We start from the raw sequence: 22313 nt of genomic DNA on the forward strand, positions 1-22313 counted from the left end.
TCTGCACCTAGCCCTTGCAGAATATGCGCAAGCAGCTATTGTTTTTATAGCATTCAAACCGGGCTGAACAGGTCCACGCGGTCGGTGATGATGGCGTCGGTGCCCAGATCGATCAGGCGTTGGACGGCCCATTCGTCGTTGACGGTGTAGCTCAGGGTGCGAAAGCCAGCGCTTTGGGCCTGGGTCACGGTGCTGCGGTCCCACAGCGCGTGGTTGCACACAATGGCCTGGCAGCCCAGGCCCAGCGCAGTTTCCAGCCAGCCCTTCCACAGCGTGTCCAGCAGCAGGCCGCGGGGCAGTTCGGGCTGCGTGGCTTGGGCGCCTTCCAGTGCCTCAGGGTCAAACGATGTCAGCAGCGGCGGTACCGCCTGGCCTGCCCACAGGCGTGCTGCGTGTTGGGCCACCACCTCGCCCGTGTGGCGTTCGGTGCCGGGGGTGGGCTTGATTTCAATGTTCAAAAAGTAGCCGTTGCGAATGCAATAGGCGGCCACGGCATCCAGTGTCGCCAGAGGTTCACCGGCGTAAGCACGGCTGTGCCAGCTGCCGGCGTCCAGTTGCGACAGGGCGCCCCAGGCGTGGTCGCCGCCCACGGCGCTTTGGCCCTGGCCCAGCTTGGCGCGTGCATTGGTGGTGCGCTGCAGGGTGGCGTCGTGCATCAAAAATGGCACGCCATCGCTGCTCAGCTTCACATCACATTCGAACATGCGGTAGCCGTGGTTGGCGCCCAGGCGGAAGGCCGCCAGGGTGTTTTCCGGCGCCAATTTGCCGGCGCCGCGGTGGGCCACCCAACGGGGGTAGGGCCATGCGGGGAGGGCTGGGGTTGCCAGGCTCATACGTCCATCCGTTTGCCGGTGCTGGCATCGAAGTGGTGAATCCGGTCCGGACGGGGTGTCACATGCAGGGTGGCTCCCAGCGCCGGTACGGCGGCAGATTCTTCGGTCCGGATGATGAGCAACTCGTCGGTGTCACTATGTGCCCATTTGCCGTAAATCAGCCGCTCGGCACCCAGCATTTCCACGGCCTCTACCTGCAGCGCCCAACCGGTGGGCGTGATGTCCAGGTGTTCGGGGCGGATGCCAGTGATGAGGCCGGGCTTGGCGTCGGGGGCGTTCTTCAGCAGGTTCATGGGCGGCGAGCCAATGAAACTGGCCACAAAGGTGCTGGCCGGGCGGGTGTACACCTCTTCAGGGGTACCAAATTGTTCCATCACGCCGCCGTTCATCACGATCATGCGCTGGGCCAGGGTCATGGCCTCGACCTGGTCGTGCGTCACAAACAGGCTGGTGATGCCCAGCTCGCGGTGCAGCTTCTGGATCTCCAGCCGGGTCTGGGCGCGCAGCTTGGCGTCCAGGTTGGAGAGCGGCTCGTCAAACAAAAACACCTGGGGCTGGCGCACGATGGCACGGCCCATGGCGACGCGCTGGCGCTGGCCGCCCGACAGGGCTTTGGGCTTGCGGTCCAGGTAAGGTGCGAGTTCCAGAATCTTGGCCGCCTTGTCGACGCGCGCCTTGATTTCATCCATTGGTACGTTGGCAATCTTCAGGCCGTAGGCCATGTTCTCGAACACGCTCATGTGGGGATAGAGCGCGTAGTTCTGGAACACCATGGCAATGTCCCGGTCGGAGGGTTCCAGGTCGTTGACGACTTTGCCGCCAATGCAGACCTCGCCATCGCTGACTTCCTCAAGGCCGGCCACCATGCGCAAAAGTGTGGATTTGCCGCAGCCGCTGGGGCCGACGATGACGATGAATTCGCCATCGGCAATTTGGGCGTTCACGCCGTGGATGACCTGGTTGGCCGTTTTGCCGCTGCCGTAGCGTTTGATGACGTTTTTGAGTTCGATGGAGGCCATAGAGCAGAAGGAAAGTAAGTAGGAAACGTGAACCAGAGAGCGATGGGCAGCCTTAGCCCGCGCGCCGATTTCTGCGCGTTTGGCAGTATGAGGCGCGCGGGCTAAGGCCGCTCAGCGCGGAGCAACGCAAAGAGCGGTGATTGGGTGCATGGTGTGCGCAGCATGGTGGTGGCAGCGCCTGGCGCAAAGCCGGGGGCCTCATACTGCCAAACGCGCAGAAATCGGCCCCCGACTTTGCGCCAGACACTGCTGTGTCGCGGGCTGGCATTCCAGCAAAAACCGAGGTCATTTTTCGGTATCCACCAGGCCTTTGACAAACCACTTTTGCATCAGCATGACCACCAGCGCGGGCGGCAGCATGGCCAGCATGGCGGTGGCCATCACGATGTTCCACTCGGTTTGCGCATCGCCGCCCGAAATCATCTGCTTGATACCCACCACCACCGGGTACATGTTTTCCTCGGTGGTCACCAGCAGCGGCCACAGGTACTGGTTCCAGCCGTAGATGAACTGGATCACAAACAGTGCCGCAATGCTGGTGCGGGACAGCGGCACCAGAATGTCCTTGAAGAAACGCAGCGGCCCGGCACCATCCACCCGCGCGGCCTCCACCAATTCATCCGGCACCGTCAGGAAAAACTGGCGGAACAGGAAGGTGGCCGTGGCCGAGGCGATCAGCGGGATGGACAGGCCGGCGTAGCTGTTGAGCATGCCCAGATCTGCCACCACCTGGTAGGTGGGGCCAATGCGCACTTCCACCGGCAGCATCAGCGTGACGAAGATGGCCCAGAAGAAAAACATGCGGGCCGGAAAACGGAAGTAGACGATGGCAAAGGCCGACAGCAGCGAGATGGCAATCTTGCCCAGCGAGATGACCAGGGCGGTGATCAGGCTCACCATCATCATGCCGCCCACGGCGGCCTTGGAGCCCGTGCCCTCGCGGCCGCCCAGCAGGGCGGTGCGGTAGTTGTCCCACAGGTGGGTGCCGGGCAGCAGCGGCATGGGGGACTGCACCACCTCTTGTGTGGTGTGGGTGGAGGCGACGAAGGTGATGTAGACCGGGAAGGCAATCACCAGCACACCCATGATCAGGATGGCATGCGACAAAAAGTCCAGCCAGGGGCGACGTTCGACCATCAGTAGTTCACTTTCTTTTCAACAAACCGGAACTGCACGACGGTCAGTGCCACGACGATGAACATGAGCACCACCGACTGTGCGGCCGAACCGCCCAGGTCCATGGCCTTGAACCCGTCAAAGTAGACCTTGTAGACCAGAATGGCCGTGTCCTTGCCGGGGCCGCCCTTGGTGGCCGCATCCACGATGGCAAAGGTGTCAAAAAACGCATAGACGATGTTGATCACCAGCAGGAAAAAGGTGGTGGGCGAGAGCAGCGGAAACTGGATGGTCCAGAACCGGCGCCAGGGTCGCGCACCGTCCATGGCTGCCGCCTCGATGAGCGACTTGGGGATGGACTGCAGGCCGGCGAGGAAGAACAGGAAGTTGTACGAAATCTGTTTCCATACCGCTGCCATGACGATCAGCGCCATGGCGTGGTTGCTATTGAGCAGCGGGTCCCAGCCCAGGCCGAGCTGGCGGATGCCGTACGACACGATGCCGATGCTGGGCGCAAACATGAACAGCCACAACACCCCGGCCACCGCAGGTGCCACGGCGTAAGGCCAAATGAGAAAGGTGCGGTAGATGCCGGAGCCGCGCACCACGCGGTCGGCAAAAATGGCCAGCGTGAGCGACAGTGACAGGCCCAACACGGCCACCAGCGCAGAAAAAATGGCGGTGGTCTTGAAGGACTCCAGGTAGGAGGCGTCGTTCCACAGGTTGCGGAAGTTCTCCAGACCGACAAATTCGACCGAGGTGCCGAAGGCGTCACTTTGCTGCACCGACTGCAGCAAGGCTTGGGCTGCGGGCCAGAAAAAGAAAATGGCGATGACCGCCACCTGCGGTGCGATCAGCACCCAGGGCAGCCATGCCGACTTGAAAACGACTCTTTTTTCAACCGCCATATCAACCGATCAGAAATGCAAAGTGGCGGCCCAGGCCGCCACTTCTTGGGAAGAAGCTGGAGTTTACTTGTTGGCTTTTTCGAAACGGGCCAAGAGCTCATCGCCCCGTGTCACCACGGAGTCCAGTGCCTCTTTGGCCGATTTCTTGCCGGCCCACACCTGTTCGAGTTCTTCGTCCTCAATGGCACGGATCTGCACATAGTTGCCCAAGCGGATGCCGCGCGACTTGTCGGTCACCTTGCGCACCATCTGGGTCACGGCCACATCCGTGCCTGGGTTTTCCTTGTAGAAGCCCGACTTTTCGGTCAGCTGGAAGGCTGCCGTGGTGATGGGCAGGTAGCCGGTGCGCTTGTGGCTGGCGGACTGGACTTCGGGCTTGGACAGGAAGTCGAAGAACTTGGCAATGCCTTTGTACTCTTCAGCTTTTTTGCCGGACATGACCCACAGGCTGGCACCACCAATGACGGTGTTTTGCGGGGCACCGGGTACGTCTTGGTAATGGGGCAGGGGGGCCAGGCCGAAGGCGAACTTGGCGTTCTTCTTCACGTTGCCGTAGAAACCACTCGATGTGGTCATCATGGCGCACTCGCCCGACACAAAACTGGCCTCCGGCACGTTGCCACGGCCCTTGTACACAAACAGGCCTTGTTTGGCCATGTTGGCCAGGTTGTCGATGTGGCGCACGTGCAGCGGAGAGTTGATCTTCAGGCGGGCATCCATGCCGGCCAGACCGTTTTGCTTGGTGGCAAATTCCACGTTGTGCCAGGCAGAGAAGCTCTCCAACTGGGTCCAACCTTGCCAGGCGATGGAAATGGGGCATTTATGGCCGCTGGCCTTGAGTTTGGCGGCAGCGAGTGCGACCTCTGCCCACGTGGCGGGGGCTTTTTCAGCGTCCAGGCCCGCAGCCTTGAACGCGTCCTTGTTGTAATAAAACACGGTGGTGGAGCTGTTGAACGGGAAGCTCAGCATCTGGCCGTTGGGTGCGGTGTAGTAGCCGGCCACGGCGGGAATGTAGACCTTGGGGTCAAATTTGTAGCCAGCGTCGGTCATGACCTTGCCCACGGGGACGACCGCACCTTTGCTGGCCATCATGGTGGCGGTACCCACTTCGAACACCTGCAGGATGTGGGGGGCATTGCCCGCACGGAAAGCGGCCACAGCGGCGGTCATGGACTCGTCGTAAGTGCCCTTGAAGGTGGGCAGGATGCGGTATTCCTTCTGGCTGGCGTTGAATTCCTTGGCCAGGTCATTGACCCATTCGCCGTTCACGGCGGTCATGGAGTGCCACCATTGGATGTCGGTTTGGGCTTGGGCGGGTGTTGCAATCGAGAAGGCGGCCGCGGTAACGGCGGCAATGGCCAAGGCTCGGCGGGTAATGGGGCTGTGCGACATACGTGCTCCTGAAATAAGAATGGCGCGATGCTAGATAAGCGCCGTGACAAATTTGTGTCAAATGCATTAAACGCCAGCTCTCCTGACCGTTTGGTCAGGGGTTTCCATTAGAAAAGCCCGTGAATAGTGGGTGCGTTACCATCTAAGGCCTACCAAAAATGGCCTATGTGGGCCCCTTGGCAGCTACCACCGACCCTGATGAACGCTCCCACCTCGCTCAATCACCTCCTCAGCGCCGCCAACCCTGGCGCGCATGTGCAAGAACGCATCCGCGAAATCCCCTACAACTACACCTCGTTCTCCGACCGCGAGATCGTCATCCGGCTGCTGGGGTCTCACAGCTGGGAGCTGTTGAACCAGCTGCGCGGCGAGCGCCAGACCGGCCGCTCCGCCCGCATGCTCTACGAAGTGCTGGGCGATGTCTGGGTGGTGCAGCGCAACCCCTACCTGCAGGACGACCTGCTGGACAACCCCAAACGCCGCGGCCAACTGGTCGATGCGCTGAACCACCGCCTCGGTGAGGTGGAAAAACGCCGCACCCCGCAGACCGACCCCGAGCGCGACGCCATGGTGGGCCAACTGCTGGTGGCAGCCCGCGCGGCGGTCAAGGCCTTTGACGCTGCGTTTGTGGAAGTGGGCGCGCTGCGCAAAAAGACGCAAAAACTGCTCTACAAACTCACCGCCAAGGACAACGTCAAGTTTGACGGCCTGAGCCGCGTGAGCCATGTGACCGACGCAACCGACTGGCGCGTGGAATACCCCTTCGTGGTGCTGTGCCCTGATTCGGAAGAAGAGATGGCGGGCCTGGTGAAGGGCTGTATCGACCTGGGCCTGACCATCATTCCGCGTGGGGGCGGCACTGGCTACACGGGCGGCGCCATTCCTCTGACCTGGAAGAGCGCGGTCATCAACACCGAAAAGCTCGAAGCCATGACCGAGGTCGAGATGAAGCGTCTCCCCGGCCTGGACCGGGATGTGGCAACGGTCTGGTCGGAAGCCGGCGTGGTGACCCAGCGGGTGGCGGATGCCGCCGAGCGCGGCGGCTACGTGTTTGCGGTGGACCCGACCTCGGCCGAAGCCTCCTGCATTGGCGGCAACATCGCCATGAACGCCGGTGGCAAGAAAGCCGTGCTCTGGGGCACGGCCCTGGACAACCTGGCCAGCTGGCGCATGGTGACACCGCAGGCCGAGTGGCTGGAAGTCACCCGCCTCAACCACAACATGGGCAAGATCCATGACGTGGACGTGGCCAGCTTCGAGCTGCAGTATTTCAAGGCCGACGGCAAAACACCGATCCGCACAGAGCGCCTGGACATTCCCGGGGCCACTTTCCGCAAGGAGGGCCTGGGCAAGGACGTGACCGACAAGTTTTTGAGCGGGCTGCCGGGCATCCAGAAAGAGGGCACCGACGGCCTGATCACCAGCGGGCGCTGGGTGGTGCACAAGATGCCCGCCCACACACGCACCGTGTGCCTGGAGTTCTTTGGCAATGCCAAGGACGCCGTGCCCAGCATCGTGGACATCAAGGATTTCATGTTCGCCGAGCAAAAGCGCAGCGGCGTGCTGCTGGCTGGCCTGGAGCATCTGGATGACCGCTACCTCAAGGCCGTGGGGTATGCCACCAAGAGCAAGCGTGGCGGCCTGCCCAAGATGGTGCTGGTAGGCGACATTGCCGGTGACGACGCTGACGACGTGGCCCGCGTCACCAGCGAAGTGGTGCGCCTGGCCAACAGCCGCAGCGGCGAAGGTTTTGTGGCCGTGAGCGCCGAGGCGCGCAAGAAATTCTGGCTGGACCGCAAGCGCACGGCTGCCATCAGCAAGCACACCAACGCCTTCAAGATTAACGAAGACGTGGTGATCCCGCTGCCGCGCATGGCCGAGTACACCGATGGCATCGAGCGCATCAACATCGAGCTGAGCTTGCAGAACAAGCTGGCGCTGTGTGATGCCCTGACCGAGTTCTTCGAGCGCAGCGATTTGCCCTTGGGCAAAACCGACGATGCCAACGACATTCCCAGCGCCGAGTTGCTGGAAGACCGGGTGGCCCAGGCCCTTGAATTGGTGGCCCAGGTGCGCGGCCAGTGGCAAGGCTGGCTGACCGACGTGGAGCCGCTGTTTGCGCAGCTGCAGGACCACACACTGCGTGCCAGCTGGAAGACCCAGCTGCGGGCGCCACTGCAAGCCATCTTCACGGGTGCCGCGTTTGACGCCATCCTGGCCGAGTGCACAGCCATCCACAAGCGCGTGCTCAAGGGCCGTGTCTGGGTGGCACTGCACATGCACGCCGGTGACGGCAATGTGCACACCAACATTCCGGTCAACAGCGACGACTACGACATGTTGCAGTCCGCCCACGGCGCGGTCAAACGCATCATGGCGCTGGCGCGCAGCCTGGACGGCGTGATCTCCGGCGAGCACGGCATTGGCATCACCAAGCTGGAGTTCTTGAGCGAAGCCGAGCTGGCCCCCTTCATTGCCTACAAGGCCAAGGTGGACCCCGAGGGGCGCTTCAACAAGGGCAAATTGCTACGAAATCAGGAGCTGCCTGCGCAGCCTGGAAGCGGGTTTGCGCCGCATTTGACTGCAGATGGTTCGACCATCTATGCCGACCTGACCAACGCCTACACGCCATCGTTCGGCCTGATGGGCCATGAGTCTCTGATCATGCAGCAGAGCGATATTGGCGCGATTGCCGACTCGGTGAAAGACTGCCTGCGCTGCGGCAAGTGCAAGCCGGTGTGCGCCACCCATGTGCCGCGCGCCAACCTGCTGTACAGCCCGCGCAACAAGATCCTGGCCACCTCGCTGCTGGTGGAAGCCTTCCTCTACGAAGAGCAGACGCGCCGCGGCATCAGCGTCAAGCACTGGGAAGAATTCGAGGACGTGGCCGACCACTGCACGGTCTGCCACAAGTGCGAGTCGCCCTGTCCGGTGAAGATCGACTTTGGCGACGTGACCATGAACATGCGCAACCTGTTGCGCAAGATGGGTCAGAAGAGTTTCCGCCCCGGCAATGCCGCGGCCATGTTCTTCCTGAACGCCACCAACCCCGAGACCATCAAATTGATGCGCTCGGCCATGGTGGGCGTGGGCTTCAAGGCCCAGCGCCTGGCCAACCAGGTCTTGCGCCTGGCAGCGCGCAAGCAGACCAACAAACCGCCAGCCACCGTGGGCACAGCGCCCATCAAGGAGCAGGTGATCCACTTCATCAACAAGAAGATGCCCGGTGGATTGCCCAAGAAGACGGCCCGCGCGCTGCTGGACATTGAAGATGCGGACTACGTGCCCATCATCCGCAATCCGCAGACGACAACGGCCGAGACCGAGGCGGTGTTCTACTTCCCCGGCTGCGGTTCCGAGCGCCTGTTCAGCCAGGTGGGCTTGGCCACGCAGGCCATGCTGTGGCACGCGGGGGTGCAAACGGTGTTGCCGCCCGGCTACCTGTGCTGCGGTTACCCGCAGCGCGGCAGCGGCCAGTTCGACAAGGCCGAGAAAATGATCACCGACAACCGGGTGCTGTTCCACCGCGTGGCCAACACGCTGAACTACCTGGACATCAAGACCGTGGTGGTGAGCTGTGGCACCTGTTACGACCAGCTGCAGGGTTACGAGTTCGACAAGATCTTCCCGGGCTGCCGCATCATCGATATCCACGAGTACCTGCTGGAGAAGGGCATCACCCTGCCATCCGGCCAGGGCGGGTTCCTGTACCACGAGCCTTGCCACAACCCCATGAAACTGGGCGATCCGATGAAGACCGTCAAGAGCCTGATTGGCGACAACGTGCTCAAAAGCGAGCGCTGCTGCGGCGAGTCGGGCACGCTGGGTGTGACCCGACCCGACATTTCGACGCAAGTGCGATTCCGCAAGGAAGAAGAAATCCGCAAGGGCGAGGCCACGTTGCGTGCAGCGGGTACGGTGGCAGCAGATGCCAATGTGAAGATCCTGACCAGCTGCCCCAGCTGCCTGCAAGGCCTGACCCGATATGGCAACGACCTGAACAACGGCCTGCTGGAGGCTGACTACATCGTGGTGGAAATGGCCAACCAGATTCTGGGCAAGGAATGGCTGCCCGAGTATGTGCAGATCGCCAATGCCGGTGGCATTGAGCGCGTGCTGGTCTAAGAGGCTCCCATGGCAGGACTGACCGCAGGCGCACCGACACCGACCGACATCACCGTGCACGGCCAGAGCCGGGTGCTGGAGGTGGGCTTCTCGGATGGCGCGCGTTTTCGCATTCCCTTCGAGCTGATGCGGGTGTACTCGCCCTCGGCCGAGGTGCAGGGCCACGGCCCGGGCCAGGAAACGCTACAGACCGGCAAGCGCGATGTGGCGCTGGAAGCGCTGGACCCGGTGGGCAACTACGCGGTGCAGCCGCGCTTCTCCGACGGCCACGACACCGGCATCTACTCGTGGGACTATCTGTACTTTCTGGGTTCCCAGGAGGTTCGCCTGTGGCAGGAGTACGAGGCTAGGCTCCAGGCAGCAAACACCGAGCGTGATGCACCCATGGCCGCCAAGGCGCGCCACAGTTGCGCCAGCCATTGAGGTTGCTATTAATTCAGGAGCTATTCGCGCACTATCCGCGGGGGCTAGAGTCACTTTTTATTCAAAATCATGAGCACTACCCACTTTGGTTTCACCTCGGTCGATGAGTCAGAAAAAGCCCGCCATGTGCGCGGTGTGTTCGACTCGGTCGCCCCCAAGTACGACCTGATGAACGACCTGATGTCGGCCGGGCTGCACCGCGCCTGGAAGGCCTACACCGTGCTGGTGGCCAATCTGAAGGAGGGCGACAAGGCGCTGGACATCGCCGGCGGCACCGGTGACTTGGCGCTCGCCTTCTCCAAAAAAGTGGGCAAGAGTGGGCAGGTGGTGCACACCGATATCAACGAAGCCATGCTTTCCACGGGGCGCAACCGGCTGCTGGACGCGGGTGTGATTTTGCCCACCATGGTCTGCGATGCTGAGAAGCTGCCGTTCCCGGACAACCATTTCAACGTGGTGAGCGTGGCCTTTGGCCTGCGCAACATGACGCACAAGGACGTGGCTTTGGCAGAAATGCAACGCGTGTTGAAACCCGGTGGCAAGCTCCTGGTGCTGGAGTTTTCCAAGGTGGCGCCCCCGCTGGAGAAGGTGTACGACTGGTACTCTTTCAAGGTGTTGCCGCGTCTGGGCAAGCTGATCGCCGGAGATGATGCGAGTTACCGGTACCTGGCCGAGTCGATTCGCATGCATCCCAGCCAGCAAGAGCTAAAGACCATGATGCACAAAGTGGGCTTTGGCCATGTGGACTATCACAACCTGACTGGCGGCATTGCCGCTTTGCATGTTGGAATCAAGTGCTGAGATAACTAATTTTGGAGCGATCATGAAATTCTGGGCTTTGGGTTTGGCCTTGGTCTTGTCCCTGTCGGGCATCAATGCAGAAGCCGCCAAGCGTTTGGGGGGCGGCAAGTCATTTGGCAAGCAGTCCAGCAATGTGACGCAGCGCGAAGCCGCGCCCGCGGCGCCTGCGGCCCCGACCCAAAACATGAACAGCACGGCTGCCAAGCCCGCTCCTGGCGCCGCCGCCGCGGCAGCCCCCAAGCGTCCCTGGGGCGCCATGTTGGGTGGTTTGGCCGCCGGTTTGGGTTTGGCCTGGTTGGCCAACTCGCTGGGCATGGGGGAGGCTTTTGGCAACATCCTGATGTTCGCGCTGCTGGCGATGGTGGTGATGGGCGCAGTGGGCTGGTTCATGCGCAACCGCAAACAAGCCGCTGCGCAGAGTTCCCCCTTTGCTTTTCAGGGGGCCGGGGCAGGCCACGCACCGGCCACGCTGGCCAAGCCCTACCGGGCAGAGAACGTGGGCAATGATGCATCCGCCCGCCCCTGGGAGCGCAGCAGCATGGCGTTTGAGGCACCTCAGCAACCCCAAGGTGGCTCCATGATTGGCTCCGCGCTGATGGGCTCGCAGACATGGGGCATTCCCGCCGGCTTTGACAGCGAAGGGTTCCTCAAGGCTGCCAAGACCAACTTCGTGACCCTGCAGGCGGCCTGGGACCGTTCCGACATCCCGGCTCTGCGCGCCATGATGACCGACAGCATGCTCAAGGAAATCCAGGCCCAGCTGGCCGAGCGCGAAACCCACACGGGCAGCGGCCCCAACATGACCGATGTGGTGATGATCGAAGCCCGTCTGTTGGGCATCGAAGAGTTGCCTGATGAGTACATGGCCAGTGTCGAGTTCTCCGGCATGATCCGCGAAGAAGCCTCGGCCGGTCCCAGCCCTTTCCGCGAAGTCTGGAACATGACCAAATCCAAGGCCGGTGCCAGCGGCTGGCTGGTCGCAGGCGTGCAAGCCCTGCAGTAAACCCCAACCCCGATTAGCACGTCTCCGGCGTGCGTGTCCCGCTCAGAAACACCGCAGAACCGGCTCTGCCGGGCTGCTGGTGTTGCCCCCAGAAAAGGGGGCGGGCGAAGCGACACGCAGTGCGCGCCGCCATGGGGGTGAGCCATAATCCGTTATGGCCACACAGTCCCCTTTTTCCATGTTTGAAGGCTTTTTGAAAGCGCTTCCCACCCCACCCGTTCCCCCTGCCTGGATGGTTGAAGAGAGCCACCGCCGTGTGGTGCTCTTGCTCAACCATGTGTTGCAGCAGGAACCACAGGCCATGGAGCGCCTGGCACGCCAAAAGGGCCGCGTGATACTGAGCCAATGGCGGGATTTCACGTTCAAGGTACAGGCCACCCCGGCCGGATTGCTGGACCTGGCGGGCCCGGACACCACCGCAGACCTGACCCTGGTGATCACGGACGAATCCCCCCTGGCCATTGCCCAAGCCATGATGCAGGGTGACAAGCCCAAGGTCCGTATTGAAGGTGATGTGCAACTGGCCGCTGAAATCAACTGGCTCGCGGACCATGTGCGTTGGGATGTGGAGGAAGACCTGTCGCGCATCCTGGGCGATGCACCCGCCCATCTGCTGATGCAAACCGGACGAACCTTTGCCCAGGCGCTGCAGCAGTTTGTCGGAAAGCGCACCGCGTCGTCTGACGCGGCCTCTGGCACCGCCGCATGACACGGCTGGGCCGCGGGGTCTTCATTGTCTGGGTGGCCCTGCGCTATGGCTTGGACGAGCTGGTGCTCACCAGTTTTCAGAAGCCCTGGCTGCGTCTGCTGGCGCGCGTTGTTTCGGTAGGGCGCAAGCTGGACGCCCCACGCGGCCAGCGCCTGCGTGAGGCCCTGGAGCGACTGGGCCCCATCTTCGTGAAGTTTGGCCAGGTGCTGTCCACCCGGCGCGACCTGCTGCCGCTGGACATAGCCAACGAGCTGGCCAAGCTGCAGGACAGCGTGCCACCGTTCCCCTCGGCGGTGGCGGTGGCTACCATCGAGCGCGCCTTGGGCAAGCCCTTGGCCGAGTTGTTTGATTCGTTTGAGCACACCCCGGTGGCCAGTGCATCGATTGCCCAGGTGCACTTTGCGGTGCTGCGCGACCGGCAGGGCAAGTCGCGTGAGGTGGCTGTCAAAGTGCTGCGCCCCGGCATGCTCAATGTCATCGACAAGGACCTGAGCCTGATGCGCATGATGGCGGGTTGGGTGGAAGGCCTGTCGGCCGACGGCAAACGCCTGAAACCCCGTGAGGTGGTGGCCGAGTTCGACAAGTACCTGCACGACGAACTGGATCTGGTGCGCGAGGCCGCCAGTGCAGCCCAGCTGCGCCGCAATATGAACGGCCTCAACCTGGTGCTCATCCCGGAAATGTGGTGGGACCTGTGCAGCACCGAAGTTCTGGTGATGGAGCGCATGCATGGCGTGCCCATCAGCCAGGTGGACCGGCTGCGCGCGGCGGGGGTCGACATCCCCAAGCTGGCGCGCGACGGCGTGACGCTGTTCTTTACCCAGGTGTTTCGTGACGGCTTTTTCCACGCCGACATGCACCCCGGCAACATCCAGGTCAGCCTGGCGCCCGAGACTTTTGGCCGCTACATCTCGCTGGACTTTGGCATTGTGGGCACGCTCACCGAGGTGGACAAGGAGTACCTGGCCCAAAATTTTGTGGCCTTCTTCCGGCGGGACTACAAACGCGTGGCCGAACTGCATATCGAGTCCGGCTGGGTGCCGGCCAGCACCCGGGTGGACGAGCTGGAAGCTGCCGTGCGCGCAGTGTGCGAACCCTATTTCGACCGGCCGCTCAAGGAAATTTCGCTGGGCATGGTGTTGATGCGTTTGTTTCAGACCTCGCGCCGGTTCCAGGTGGAAATCCAGCCGCAACTGGTGCTGTTGCAAAAAACCTTGCTCAATATCGAGGGCCTGGGCCGTGACCTGGACCCCGAGCTGGACCTCTGGGCCACCGCCAAGCCGTTTCTGGAGCAATGGATGCTGGAGCAGGTCGGCCCGCAAAAACTCATTCGCGAACTCAAGGCCCAGGCCCCGCGTTACGCCAAGCTGCTGCCCGAACTGCCCGGTTTGTTGCACCAGTTTTTGCAGCAACGTGGCACCGACAACAGCCAGCTGGTGCAGGAGCTATTGCTGGAGCAAAAGCGCACCAACCGCCTGTTGCAAACCCTGGTGGCGGCTGTCATTGGTTTCGCGTTGGGCATGGTGGTCATGCAGATTGTGGTCCGGGTTGGGGTTTTCTGACCGCCACTTATAATTGAAGGCTTTGCAACCTGATGTCAGAGCCTTACTTCCATGCCCATCTACGCCTATAAATGCGAGTCCTGCGGGTTTGCCAAGGACGTGCTGCAGAAAATCTCCGATGCTCCGCTGCAAGACTGCCCAAGTTGTGCCCAGTCCACCTTCAAGAAACAGCTGACCGCTGCCGGGTTTCAGCTCAAAGGTTCTGGCTGGTACGTGACCGATTTCAAGGGTGGCAATGCGCCGTCCACCAGCGTAGCGCCCGCCACGGGGGATAGCGCGGCTGCCCCTGCGTCCAAGGCAGATGCTGCCCCTGCGGCGACCACCGCATCGGCTGGCAGCAGCGCAGCGCCTGCCGCCGCTACGCCCAAACCCACCGCCTGACTCTGCCCTAGAACTGGAATCCCTGTGCCCATTAAAAAATACCTGCTTACCGGCCTGATGGTCTGGCTCCCGTTGGCCATCACTATCTGGGTGCTGCTGTGGCTGGTGGGCTTGCTGGATGCCGTGTTTGGCGGCTTTCTGTCTGGCGTGGCTGCGGTGACGCCCGAGTCCATGGGCCCGGCGATCGAGCGCCTGCACAACATTCCTGGTCTGGGTGTGCTGCTGGTGTTTGCCGCCATGCTGGTTACCGGTGCGCTGGTGTCCAATGTGGCGGGCCGCTGGTGGGTCAAGCAGTGGGATCGCCTGTTCACCAACATTCCCATCGTCAAGTCCATCTACAACAGTGTCAAGAAAGTCTCGGACACGCTGTTCTCCAGCAATGGCAATGCGTTTCGCACGGCCTTGTTGATCCAGTATCCGCGTGCAGGCAGTTGGACGATTGCCTTCCAGACCGGTGTACCCAGCGGCGAAGTGCAGTCGCACCTGCAGGGCGAGTTTGTCAGCGTCTACGTGCCCACCACACCCAACCCGACCAGCGGGTTTTTCCTCATGTTGCCCAAGGCCGATGTGATCGAGCTGGACATGAGTGTGGACGAGGCACTGACCTACGTGATTTCCATGGGATCGGTCGCACCGCTGGCGTCAGCGTCCCAAGCCCCCGTCTCCCAATAACCTATTACCAACCCGCTGCCCACGAGGCGACGAACTGAAAGCAAGCTATGGCCATGCGCTCCCACTATTGCGGTCTTGTGACCGAAGCCCTGATGGGCGAAACCGTAACCCTGTGTGGTTGGGTGAACCGTCGCCGTGACCACGGTGGTGTGATTTTTGTCGATGTGCGCGACCGCGAAGGTTATGTGCAGGTGGTGTGCGACCCCGACCGCGCCGACATGTTCAAAGTGGCAGAGGACATTCGCAACGAATACTGCGTGCAGATCAAAGGCCTGGTGCGTGCGCGCCCCGAAGGCACCACGAATGACAACCTGAAGAGCGGCAAGATCGAAGTGCTGTGTCATGAGTTGACGGTGCTCAATGCCTCCGTCACCCCCCCATTCCAGATCGATGACGAAAACCTGTCCGAGACCACGCGCCTGACGCACCGTGTGCTGGACCTGCGCCGCCCCTACATGCAGAACAACCTGATGCTGCGTTACCGCGTGTCCATGGAAGTGCGCAAGTTCCTGGACGCCAATGGTTTTGTCGATATCGAAACCCCCATGCTGACCAAGAGCACACCCGAGGGCGCGCGTGACTACCTGGTGCCCAGCCGTGTGCACGATGGCCAGTTTTTCGCGCTGCCCCAGTCCCCCCAACTGTTCAAGCAGTTGCTGATGGTGGCGGGCTTTGACCGCTACTACCAGATTACCAAGTGCTTCCGCGACGAAGACTTGCGCGCTGATCGCCAGCCCGAGTTCACCCAGATCGATATCGAAACCTCGTTCCTGAGCGAGGAAGACATCCGCGCGATGTTCCAGGGCATGATCACGACGGTGTTCAAGAACACCATCGGTGTGGATCTCGGCGAGTTCCCGGTCATGACTTACCAGGATGCTGCGCGCCTGTATGGCTCCGACAAACCTGACCTGCGCGTGAACCTGCAGTTCGCAGAACTGACCGACGTGATGAAGGACGTGGACTTTAAGGTCTTCTCCGGTGCTGCCACCATGAAGGGTGGCCGCGTGGTGGCCCTGCGCGTGCCCGGTGGTTCCGTTGAAGGCGGTGGCATCAGCCGTGGTGAGATCGACGCGTACACCGAGTTCGTCAAGATCTACGGCGCCAAAGGCCTGGCCTACATCCGCGTCAACGACCTGTCCAAGGGCCGTGATGGTTTGCAAAGCCCCATCGTCAAAAACATCCACGATGCGGCCCTGGCTGCGGTGCTGGAGCGCACCGGTGCACAAAACGGCGACCTGATTTTCTTCGGTGCTGACAAAGAAAAGATCGTCAACGACGCCATTGGCGCGCTGCGTCTCAAGGTGGGTCACAGCGAATTCGGCAAGAAAAACGGTTTGTTTACCGCGGGTTGGAGGCCAATGTGGGTGGTGGACTTCCCGATGTTCGAATTCGACGAGGAAAACCAGCGTTACACCGCCGTGCACCACCCCTTCACTGCGCCCAAGGCCGGCCACGAAGACTGGATGGTTACCGCGCCTGAGAAGTGCATCTCGCAGGGCTACGACATGGTGCTCAACGGCTGGGAAATGGGGGGTGGCTCCGTGCGTATCCACCGCGCCGATGTGCAGCAAAAGGTGTTCGATGCACTCAAGATCACGCCCGAGGAAGCCCAGCTCAAGTTCGGCTTCCTGCTGGATGCGCTGCAGTACGGCGCGCCCCCGCACGGTGGCCTGGCCTTCGGTCTGGACCGCATCGTCACGCTGATGACCGGTGCCGAGTCCATCCGCGACGTGATCGCCTTCCCCAAAACCCAGCGTGCCCAGTGTTTGCTCACGCAAGCCCCGAGTCCGGTGGACGAAAAGCAATTGCGCGAGCTGCACATCCGCCTGCGCAACCTGGACGCTGCCAAGGCGGCTTGACCGTACGGTTCCAGCCACGGGGCTGGTGCACAATGAAAGGGCGCTCACAGAGCGCCCTTTTTTCTTGCGGAGACCATGCCCAAGCCTTTCAAAATCCCGCAGTCCGTGCTGGTTGTGATCTACACACCGTCTTGGGATGTGCTGCTGATCCGCCGTACGGAGGCCGATCCTGAGGCGCCCGCGTTCTGGCAGTCGGTTACCGGGAGCAAAGATGCGTTGGGCGAGCCCTGGGCAGAGACTGCGGCACGCGAGGTGCTGGAAGAAACTGGCCTGGACTGCACGCGGGGTCGTGCACTGGCACCGCACTTGCACGACTGGGGGGTGGAGAATGTGTACGCCATTTATCCCCGCTGGTTGCACCGCTATGCGCCGGGTGTGACGCACAACACCGAGCGCCTGTTTGGGCTGCAGGTTCCCGATGGCGTGGCCATCACGTTGAACCCGCGGGAGCATACGCACTACCAGTGGTTGCCCTTTGCGGAGGCGGCAGACCGCTGCTTCTCGCCATCGAATGCGGAAGCGATTCTTCAACTGCCCCAACAGACACAACAGACACGCGAGCCAGCCCCATGACCCAGACCACCTTGCGTATTGCCACCTACAACATCCACAAGGGCGTGCAGGGTTTGGGGCCGGCGAGGCGCCTGGAGATCCACAACCTGGGCCATGCGGTGGAGCAGCTCGACGCCGATGTGGTGTGTCTGCAGGAGGTGCGCAAAGTGCACCGCCGCGAGGCGCAGTACTTTGCCCATTGGCCCGAGCTGCCGCAAGCCGAGTTTCTGGCGCCCGAGGGGTATGAGGCGGTGTACCGCACCAATGCGGTCACCCGCCATGGCGAGCATGGCAATGCGCTGCTGTCTCGCTGGCCGGTGCTCACGCACCAGCACGAAGACATGTCGGACCACCGCTTTGAGCAACGTGGTTTGCTGCATGTAGAGCTGCTGCTGGAGGAGCGCCCTGTGCATGTCCTGGTGGTGCATCTGGGGCTGATTCGGGCCAGCCGCCTGCGCCAGCTGCAGCAGCTGGTGCGGTTTGTTGTGCGCGAAATACCTGCGGCTGCGCCGTTGCTGGTGGCCGGTGACTTCAATGAGTGGGGGCCATCCATTGCCCGTATCCTGGGGCCCGCCGGTTTGGTGGCGCATACGCAGGGGCGTCACCCCACCTTTCCCTCGCGCATGCCGCTGGTGCAGCTGGACCATGTGTTTGCGCGTGGCCTGAAACCGGTGGGGGTGACCGTGCCCCATGGTCGGAACTGGTGGCGCATGTCGGACCACCTCCCACTGATTGCCGAGTTCGTCTGGCCTGACTCGTCATGACGGATGCGACGTATTTGCCTGGTCACCAACTGCAGCTGCTGCAGGGAGGGCACGACTACTTCCGCGCGCTGCTTGCCGCCGTAGACGCCAGCCATACAGAGGTACGGCTGGAAACCTATATCTATGCTTTTGACGTGGAAGGCGAGCGCGTGGCCCAGGCCCTGGAGTGTGCGGCCCTACGTGGCGTGCGCGTGGCGCTGCTGATGGACGGCATTGGCACGCCGCAGGTGCCGCCGCAGTGGCAGCAGCGCTGGGATGCCGCTGGGGTGCACTGGTTGCGCTTCGCACCGCTGGGGCGGTTGGGCTTGCTGGTGCCCAGCCACTGGCGCCGCCTGCACCGCAAGCTGGCGGTGGTGGACGGCGCGGTCGCGTTTTGTGGGGGCATCAACATACTGGACGACTACAGTGACCCCCAGCATGGGCCGCAGCAGGTGGCACGGTTTGACTTTGCGGTACAGGCGCAAGGGCCCTTGGTGGCCCAGGTGCATACCGCCATGGCCCAGCTGTGGGACCGTTTGCTGGCCACTCGCCAGCTGGAGCAAGGCCAGTGGTCTGCTGCCCGCGCCGTGTGGCTGACCATGGCACGCCCCCAGGCGCGGGAGGCCGTGCCCGTATCGCAGGGCGGGGCGCTGGCCGCGCTGGTGTTGCGCGACAACGTACGCAATCGCAAACGCATCGAACGTGCCTATCGCAAGGCACTGGGCACTGCGCAGCGCGAGGTGCTGATTGCCAATGCCTACTTTTTGCCGGGCGGCAAGTTGCTGCGTGCGCTGGTGCATGCAGCGCAGCGGGGCGTGCGGGTTCGCCTGTTGCTACAGGGACGCTACGAGTACTTCATGCAGTACCACGCGGCGCGGCCGGTGTTTGGGCTGTTGATGGCTGCAGGGGTCGAAATCCATGAGTACACCAGCGGCTTCCTGCATGCCAAAGTGGCCGTGGTGGACCAGCAGTGGGCCACGGTGGGTTCGTCCAACCTGGACCCGCTGAGTTTGCTGCTGGCACGTGAGGCCAACGTAGTGGTGCAGGATGCCGCCTTTGCCGCGGCACTGCAACAGCGTCTGGAGGCGGCGATGGCCCAGCATGGCCGTGCGCTGGATGCCCTGGATTTTGGGCGGCGCCCCTGGGGGCAGCGGGCGCTGGACTGGTTGGCCTACGGGTTGATGCGCCTGACTTTGTTGCTGGCGGGGCGCCGGTATTGAGTTTTGCTATAAAAATAGTAGCTGCTTGCGCAGTATCCATGGGGGCTGTAGGCTAAAAACCCTACTATTCAAAGACTGGTAACATGCTTGCATTCTTGATTTCATAGAGCCCCATGAAACCCACCGATACCGACGAGGGAACCCCGGTTTCCGTCAAAATTCGCGAACGCCTTTTGGCCTCGCGCAAACGCTTCAACGCCAACGACAACATTGCCCCTTTCATCGAACCCGGCGAGCTGGAATTGCTGCTGGACGAGGTGGAGGAGAAGATGAAGGGCGTGCTCAGCAGCCTGGTGATTGATACCGAACACGACCACAATACCGACAACACGGCCCGCCGTGTGGCCAAGATGTATGTCAACGAGGTGTTCCGCGGCCGTTATGTCCCGGCACCCAGCATCACCGAATTTCCCAACGTGGGCCACTTGAACGAGCTCATGATCGTGGGCCCCATCACCGTGCGCAGCGCCTGCAGTCACCACTTTTGCCCGGTGATTGGCAAGATCTGGATTGGTGTGATGCCCAATGAACATACCAATGTCATTGGCCTGTCCAAGTACGCACGCCTGGCCGAGTGGATCATGGGCCGCCCCCAGATTCAGGAGGAAGCGGTGGTGCAGCTGGCCGACCTGATCCAGGAGAAAACCCAACCCGATGGCCTGGCCATCGTGATGGAGGCCAGCCACTACTGCATGGCCTGGCGCGGTGTGAAGGACATGGACAGCAAGATGATCAACTCGGTCATGCGCGGCGTGTTCCTCAAAGACCCCACTTTGCGTCGCGAATTTCTTTCACTGATTCCCCGGAAAGGCTAATGCCATGTTGGTTCGTTTGCTCTACGCCAGCCGCGCGATTGACTCCAATCCGGACGCCATCGAGGCCATCCTGACCCAGTCACGCCACTACAACCCCACGTGCGGCATCACCGGCATTCTGTGTTACGGCGGCGGCATCTTTCTGCAGGCCATCGAAGGGGGGCGCATGGCCGTGAGCGAGCTGTATGGCCACATCCAGAAAGATGTGCGTCACAAAGACGTAGTGCTGCTGCACTACGAGGAAATCACTGAGCGCCGCTTTGGCGGGTGGACCATGGGCCAGGTGAACATGTCCAAGATCAACACCAACATCCTGCTCAAGTACGCCGAGAAACCCGAGCTGGACCCCTACTCGGTATCTGGCAAGGTGTCATTGGCGTTGTTGGAAGAGCTGATGGCCACCGCGTCCATCATCGGTCGCGCCTGAGATTGGCCCATCCCCAGGATGCCGGTTAGCGCCCTTGCACTGGTTATTTTTGCCGGCCTGATCCACGCAAGCTGGAATATCGCTGCCAAGAAAGCGGGCGGTGACGCACGTTTTGCCTGTTTCACGGCGCTGGTGATGATGGTCTTCTGGGCGCCACTGGGGTTCTGGCTGGGCTGGGAACAAGTACCCGGCTGGGGGACCACCGAATGGGCCTTTGTGGCGCTCAGCGGTGTTCTGCATGTGGTCTATTACGTGGTGTTGCTGCGTGGCTACCGCAAGGCAGACCTCACGGTGGTCTACCCGCTGGCACGCGGCTCTGGTCCTTTGCTCTCATCCATGGTGGCCATTTTCTTTCTGGGGGAGCACATCTCCCGTTGGGGGGCACTGGGCATCGTGGCGGTGGTTGGCGGGGTGTTTCTGGTGGCTGGTGGACCTGGCTTGTTTCGCCAGGCACATGACCCCCTGCAGCGCGCACGGATCCGCAAGGGCATGGTCTACGGCTTGCTCACCGGTGTGTTTATTGCCAGTTACACCTTGGTCGATGGTTATGCGGTGAAAGTCTTGCTGCTGTCACCGATCTTGGTGGATTACTTTGGCAACTTTGTCCGTCTGGTCTTTTTGCTGCCAACCGTGTTGCGTGACCGCCCGGCCGCAGCGGCCTTGTGGGCCCGGCAATGGAAGTACGCGCTCATTGTGGGCATCATCAGCCCCGTTTCCTATGTGTTGGTGCTGTACGCCATGCAGCGTGCGCCCATGAGCCATGTGGCGCCCGCACGCGAGGTGTCCATGCTGTTTGCCGCCTTGCTGGGTGGGCATTTGCTGGGCGAGGGCGACCGTGTGGCCCGCCTTCTGGGGGCCGTCTGCATTGCCGTCGGTGTGATGGCCTTGGCCCTGGGGTGAGTGGATGACCTTGCTGGTGGGGTGTGATTTTTCCAGCAGCCCGTCGCGGCGCAAGCAGATCGTGCTGGCCACGGGCCGCGTGGACCGGGGCAGGGTCCTGTTGCAGGCTTTGGAGCGTGTCAGCTCGCTGGACGCGTTCAGCGCCTGGTTGTTGCAACACCCTGCCTGGACGGGTGCCTTTGACCTGCCCTTTGGTCTGCCGCGCGTGCTGGTCCAGACTCTGGGATGGCCGCTGGAGTGGGAGCCCTGTATCCGCCACTATGCCAGCCTGTCGCGGACGGATATTCGTGCGCAGTTTGCTGCCTTTTGCGACGCGCGGCCGGTGGGCAGCAAGTTTGCCCACCGTGCCACCGATGGCCCGGCCGCCTCCAGTCCTTCCATGAAATGGGTGAATCCGCCCGTGGCGTACATGCTGCACGCGGGTGTGCCGAGGCTGCTCGATGCCGGGGCGTACCTACCCGGTGTGCAGCCTGCGTTGCCCGCGGGCACACAACCCGCCCGGGTAGCCCTGGAGGCGTACCCCGCATTGCTGGCACGTGAGATGGTGGGGGCACGCAGCTACAAAAGTGACGATGTCACCAAGCAGACGCCCGAACGCCTGATTGCCCGCATGGATGTCATCCATGGACTGGAAACAGGTAACACCCGCTTGGGCTTGCGCCTCAAACTCAGCCATGCCCAAAGAGAGGCTTTGGCGCATGACGCATCAGGCGACGCGTTGGACGCGGTGATGTGTCTGGTGCAGGCAGCGTGGGCACAGCAGCAGTCAGACACGGGACACCCCCGTTACGGCTTGCCCGAGATGCTGGACCCGCTGGAGGGCTGGATTCTGACGGCCTGAGCGGCCACC

The 22313-nt window shown here is 62.0% G+C and carries 21 protein-coding genes; 16 read left to right on the forward strand and 5 right to left on the reverse strand.

Translation table 11 applies throughout. The annotated features are described in order from the left end of the window. Positions 1–53: 53 nt before the first annotated feature. The 5 genes from ugpQ to ugpB form a co-directional block, all read right to left on the reverse strand. Complete coding sequence (gene ugpQ, locus AC3WS7_RS09250; RefSeq protein ID WP_492656134.1) at positions 54–833, reverse strand: glycerophosphodiester phosphodiesterase; 780 nt, start codon at positions 831–833, stop codon at positions 54–56. Next, positions 830–1852, reverse strand: a complete 1023-nt coding sequence (gene ugpC, locus AC3WS7_RS09255) for a sn-glycerol-3-phosphate ABC transporter ATP-binding protein UgpC (RefSeq protein WP_296468746.1) — start codon at positions 1850–1852, stop codon at positions 830–832. Before ugpC ends, ugpQ begins: the two co-directional genes overlap by 4 nt. Positions 1853–2137: 285 nt before the next feature. Beyond that, entirely contained in the window at positions 2138–2989 is an 852-nt protein-coding gene (gene ugpE / locus AC3WS7_RS09260; RefSeq protein WP_492656135.1) for a sn-glycerol-3-phosphate ABC transporter permease UgpE, read from the reverse strand. Then, positions 2989–3876 carry a sn-glycerol-3-phosphate ABC transporter permease UgpA gene (ugpA, locus tag AC3WS7_RS09265; RefSeq protein ID WP_296468750.1) on the reverse strand — a complete coding sequence of 296 codons (888 nt, stop codon included), beginning with the start codon at positions 3874–3876 and terminating at the stop codon, positions 2989–2991. Before ugpA ends, ugpE begins: the two co-directional genes overlap by 1 nt. 63 nt (positions 3877–3939) lie before the next feature. Then, positions 3940–5268, reverse strand: a complete 1329-nt coding sequence (gene ugpB / locus AC3WS7_RS09270) for a sn-glycerol-3-phosphate ABC transporter substrate-binding protein UgpB (protein ID WP_492656136.1) — start codon at positions 5266–5268, stop codon at positions 3940–3942. Positions 5269–5466: 198 nt separating this feature from the next. Between ugpB and AC3WS7_RS09275 the strand changes: the two genes are divergently transcribed. The 16 genes from AC3WS7_RS09275 to AC3WS7_RS09350 all read left to right on the forward strand — a co-directional run bounded on the left by AC3WS7_RS09275 (position 5467) and on the right by AC3WS7_RS09350 (position 22304). Then, positions 5467–9393 carry a DUF3683 domain-containing protein gene (locus tag AC3WS7_RS09275; protein WP_492656137.1) on the forward strand — a complete coding sequence of 1309 codons (3927 nt, stop codon included), beginning with the start codon at positions 5467–5469 and terminating at the stop codon, positions 9391–9393. A gap of 9 nt (positions 9394–9402) precedes the next feature. Then, positions 9403–9816, forward strand: a complete 414-nt coding sequence (locus AC3WS7_RS09280; RefSeq protein WP_492656138.1) for a gamma-butyrobetaine hydroxylase family protein — start codon at positions 9403–9405, stop codon at positions 9814–9816. A gap of 69 nt (positions 9817–9885) precedes the next feature. Further along, positions 9886–10617 (forward strand): bifunctional demethylmenaquinone methyltransferase/2-methoxy-6-polyprenyl-1,4-benzoquinol methylase UbiE, encoded by a 732-nt coding sequence (gene ubiE / locus AC3WS7_RS09285; RefSeq protein ID WP_296468756.1) that lies wholly within the window; start codon positions 9886–9888, stop codon positions 10615–10617. Positions 10618–10636: 19 nt separating this feature from the next. Further along, complete coding sequence (locus tag AC3WS7_RS09290) at positions 10637–11620, forward strand: Tim44 domain-containing protein (RefSeq protein WP_492656184.1); 984 nt, start codon at positions 10637–10639, stop codon at positions 11618–11620. Between the two features lie 154 nt (positions 11621–11774). Continuing rightward, positions 11775–12329: a ubiquinone biosynthesis accessory factor UbiJ gene (locus tag AC3WS7_RS09295; protein WP_492656139.1), complete on the forward strand. Its 555-nt coding sequence runs from the start codon at positions 11775–11777 to the stop codon at positions 12327–12329. Continuing rightward, positions 12326–13891 carry a ubiquinone biosynthesis regulatory protein kinase UbiB gene (gene ubiB / locus AC3WS7_RS09300; RefSeq protein WP_492656140.1) on the forward strand — a complete coding sequence of 522 codons (1566 nt, stop codon included), beginning with the start codon at positions 12326–12328 and terminating at the stop codon, positions 13889–13891. The genes AC3WS7_RS09295 and ubiB overlap by 4 nt, the downstream gene beginning before the upstream one ends. 51 nt (positions 13892–13942) lie before the next feature. Then, on the forward strand, positions 13943–14272 hold the full coding sequence (locus tag AC3WS7_RS09305; protein ID WP_492656141.1) for an FmdB family zinc ribbon protein: 330 nt from the start codon (positions 13943–13945) through the stop codon (positions 14270–14272). Positions 14273–14302: 30 nt separating this feature from the next. Then, a complete protein-coding gene (locus AC3WS7_RS09310) occupies positions 14303–14944 on the forward strand; it encodes a DUF502 domain-containing protein (protein WP_296468796.1) in 642 nt (213 codons plus the stop codon). Between the two features lie 47 nt (positions 14945–14991). Beyond that, positions 14992–16806, forward strand: coding sequence for an aspartate--tRNA ligase (aspS, locus tag AC3WS7_RS09315; protein ID WP_492656142.1), 1815 nt, complete (start codon positions 14992–14994; stop codon positions 16804–16806). Positions 16807–16881: 75 nt separating this feature from the next. Then, positions 16882–17379, forward strand: a complete 498-nt coding sequence (nudB, locus tag AC3WS7_RS09320; protein ID WP_296468765.1) for a dihydroneopterin triphosphate diphosphatase — start codon at positions 16882–16884, stop codon at positions 17377–17379. Then, a complete protein-coding gene (locus AC3WS7_RS09325) occupies positions 17376–18122 on the forward strand; it encodes an endonuclease/exonuclease/phosphatase family protein (RefSeq protein ID WP_492656143.1) in 747 nt (248 codons plus the stop codon). The genes nudB and AC3WS7_RS09325 overlap by 4 nt, the downstream gene beginning before the upstream one ends. Then, positions 18119–19321: a cardiolipin synthase ClsB gene (clsB, locus tag AC3WS7_RS09330; RefSeq protein WP_492656144.1), complete on the forward strand. Its 1203-nt coding sequence runs from the start codon at positions 18119–18121 to the stop codon at positions 19319–19321. The genes AC3WS7_RS09325 and clsB overlap by 4 nt, the downstream gene beginning before the upstream one ends. A 113-nt stretch (positions 19322–19434) precedes the next feature. Further along, complete coding sequence (gene folE, locus AC3WS7_RS09335) at positions 19435–20136, forward strand: GTP cyclohydrolase I (RefSeq protein ID WP_296468770.1); 702 nt, start codon at positions 19435–19437, stop codon at positions 20134–20136. Between the two features lie 4 nt (positions 20137–20140). Then, a complete protein-coding gene (locus AC3WS7_RS09340; protein WP_296468772.1) occupies positions 20141–20563 on the forward strand; it encodes a BLUF domain-containing protein in 423 nt (140 codons plus the stop codon). A gap of 18 nt (positions 20564–20581) precedes the next feature. Beyond that, complete coding sequence (locus AC3WS7_RS09345; RefSeq protein WP_492656145.1) at positions 20582–21463, forward strand: EamA family transporter; 882 nt, start codon at positions 20582–20584, stop codon at positions 21461–21463. A 4-nt stretch (positions 21464–21467) separates the two neighbouring features. After that, positions 21468–22304: a DUF429 domain-containing protein gene (locus tag AC3WS7_RS09350; protein ID WP_492656146.1), complete on the forward strand. Its 837-nt coding sequence runs from the start codon at positions 21468–21470 to the stop codon at positions 22302–22304. Positions 22305–22313: the final 9 nt, after the last annotated feature.

This window comes from Rhodoferax sp. EU05-FHT12H12, assembly GCF_058791215.1.

What these genes read in the sequence shown, in the direction of transcription:
- ubiB (WP_492656140.1), top strand. Translation starts at nt 12,326, where the DNA reads ATGACACGGCTGGGCCGCGGGGTCTTCATTGTCTGGGTGGCCCTGCGC.
- AC3WS7_RS09350 (WP_492656146.1), top strand. Translation starts at nt 21,468, where the DNA reads ATGACCTTGCTGGTGGGGTGTGATTTTTCCAGCAGCCCGTCGCGGCGC.
- clsB (WP_492656144.1), top strand. Translation starts at nt 18,119, where the DNA reads ATGACGGATGCGACGTATTTGCCTGGTCACCAACTGCAGCTGCTGCAG.
- AC3WS7_RS09305 (WP_492656141.1), top strand. Translation starts at nt 13,943, where the DNA reads ATGCCCATCTACGCCTATAAATGCGAGTCCTGCGGGTTTGCCAAGGAC.
- aspS (WP_492656142.1), top strand. Translation starts at nt 14,992, where the DNA reads ATGGCCATGCGCTCCCACTATTGCGGTCTTGTGACCGAAGCCCTGATG.
- ugpB (WP_492656136.1), bottom strand. Translation starts at nt 5,268, where the DNA reads ATGTCGCACAGCCCCATTACCCGCCGAGCCTTGGCCATTGCCGCCGTT.
- AC3WS7_RS09325 (WP_492656143.1), top strand. Translation starts at nt 17,376, where the DNA reads ATGACCCAGACCACCTTGCGTATTGCCACCTACAACATCCACAAGGGC.
- AC3WS7_RS09345 (WP_492656145.1), top strand. Translation starts at nt 20,582, where the DNA reads ATGCCGGTTAGCGCCCTTGCACTGGTTATTTTTGCCGGCCTGATCCAC.
- ugpC (WP_296468746.1), bottom strand. Translation starts at nt 1,852, where the DNA reads ATGGCCTCCATCGAACTCAAAAACGTCATCAAACGCTACGGCAGCGGC.
- ugpE (WP_492656135.1), bottom strand. Translation starts at nt 2,989, where the DNA reads ATGGTCGAACGTCGCCCCTGGCTGGACTTTTTGTCGCATGCCATCCTG.
- AC3WS7_RS09275 (WP_492656137.1), top strand. Translation starts at nt 5,467, where the DNA reads ATGAACGCTCCCACCTCGCTCAATCACCTCCTCAGCGCCGCCAACCCT.
- nudB (WP_296468765.1), top strand. Translation starts at nt 16,882, where the DNA reads ATGCCCAAGCCTTTCAAAATCCCGCAGTCCGTGCTGGTTGTGATCTAC.
- ugpA (WP_296468750.1), bottom strand. Translation starts at nt 3,876, where the DNA reads ATGGCGGTTGAAAAAAGAGTCGTTTTCAAGTCGGCATGGCTGCCCTGG.
- ugpQ (WP_492656134.1), bottom strand. Translation starts at nt 833, where the DNA reads ATGAGCCTGGCAACCCCAGCCCTCCCCGCATGGCCCTACCCCCGTTGG.
- folE (WP_296468770.1), top strand. Translation starts at nt 19,435, where the DNA reads ATGAAACCCACCGATACCGACGAGGGAACCCCGGTTTCCGTCAAAATT.
- AC3WS7_RS09295 (WP_492656139.1), top strand. Translation starts at nt 11,775, where the DNA reads ATGGCCACACAGTCCCCTTTTTCCATGTTTGAAGGCTTTTTGAAAGCG.
- AC3WS7_RS09280 (WP_492656138.1), top strand. Translation starts at nt 9,403, where the DNA reads ATGGCAGGACTGACCGCAGGCGCACCGACACCGACCGACATCACCGTG.
- ubiE (WP_296468756.1), top strand. Translation starts at nt 9,886, where the DNA reads ATGAGCACTACCCACTTTGGTTTCACCTCGGTCGATGAGTCAGAAAAA.
- AC3WS7_RS09340 (WP_296468772.1), top strand. Translation starts at nt 20,141, where the DNA reads ATGTTGGTTCGTTTGCTCTACGCCAGCCGCGCGATTGACTCCAATCCG.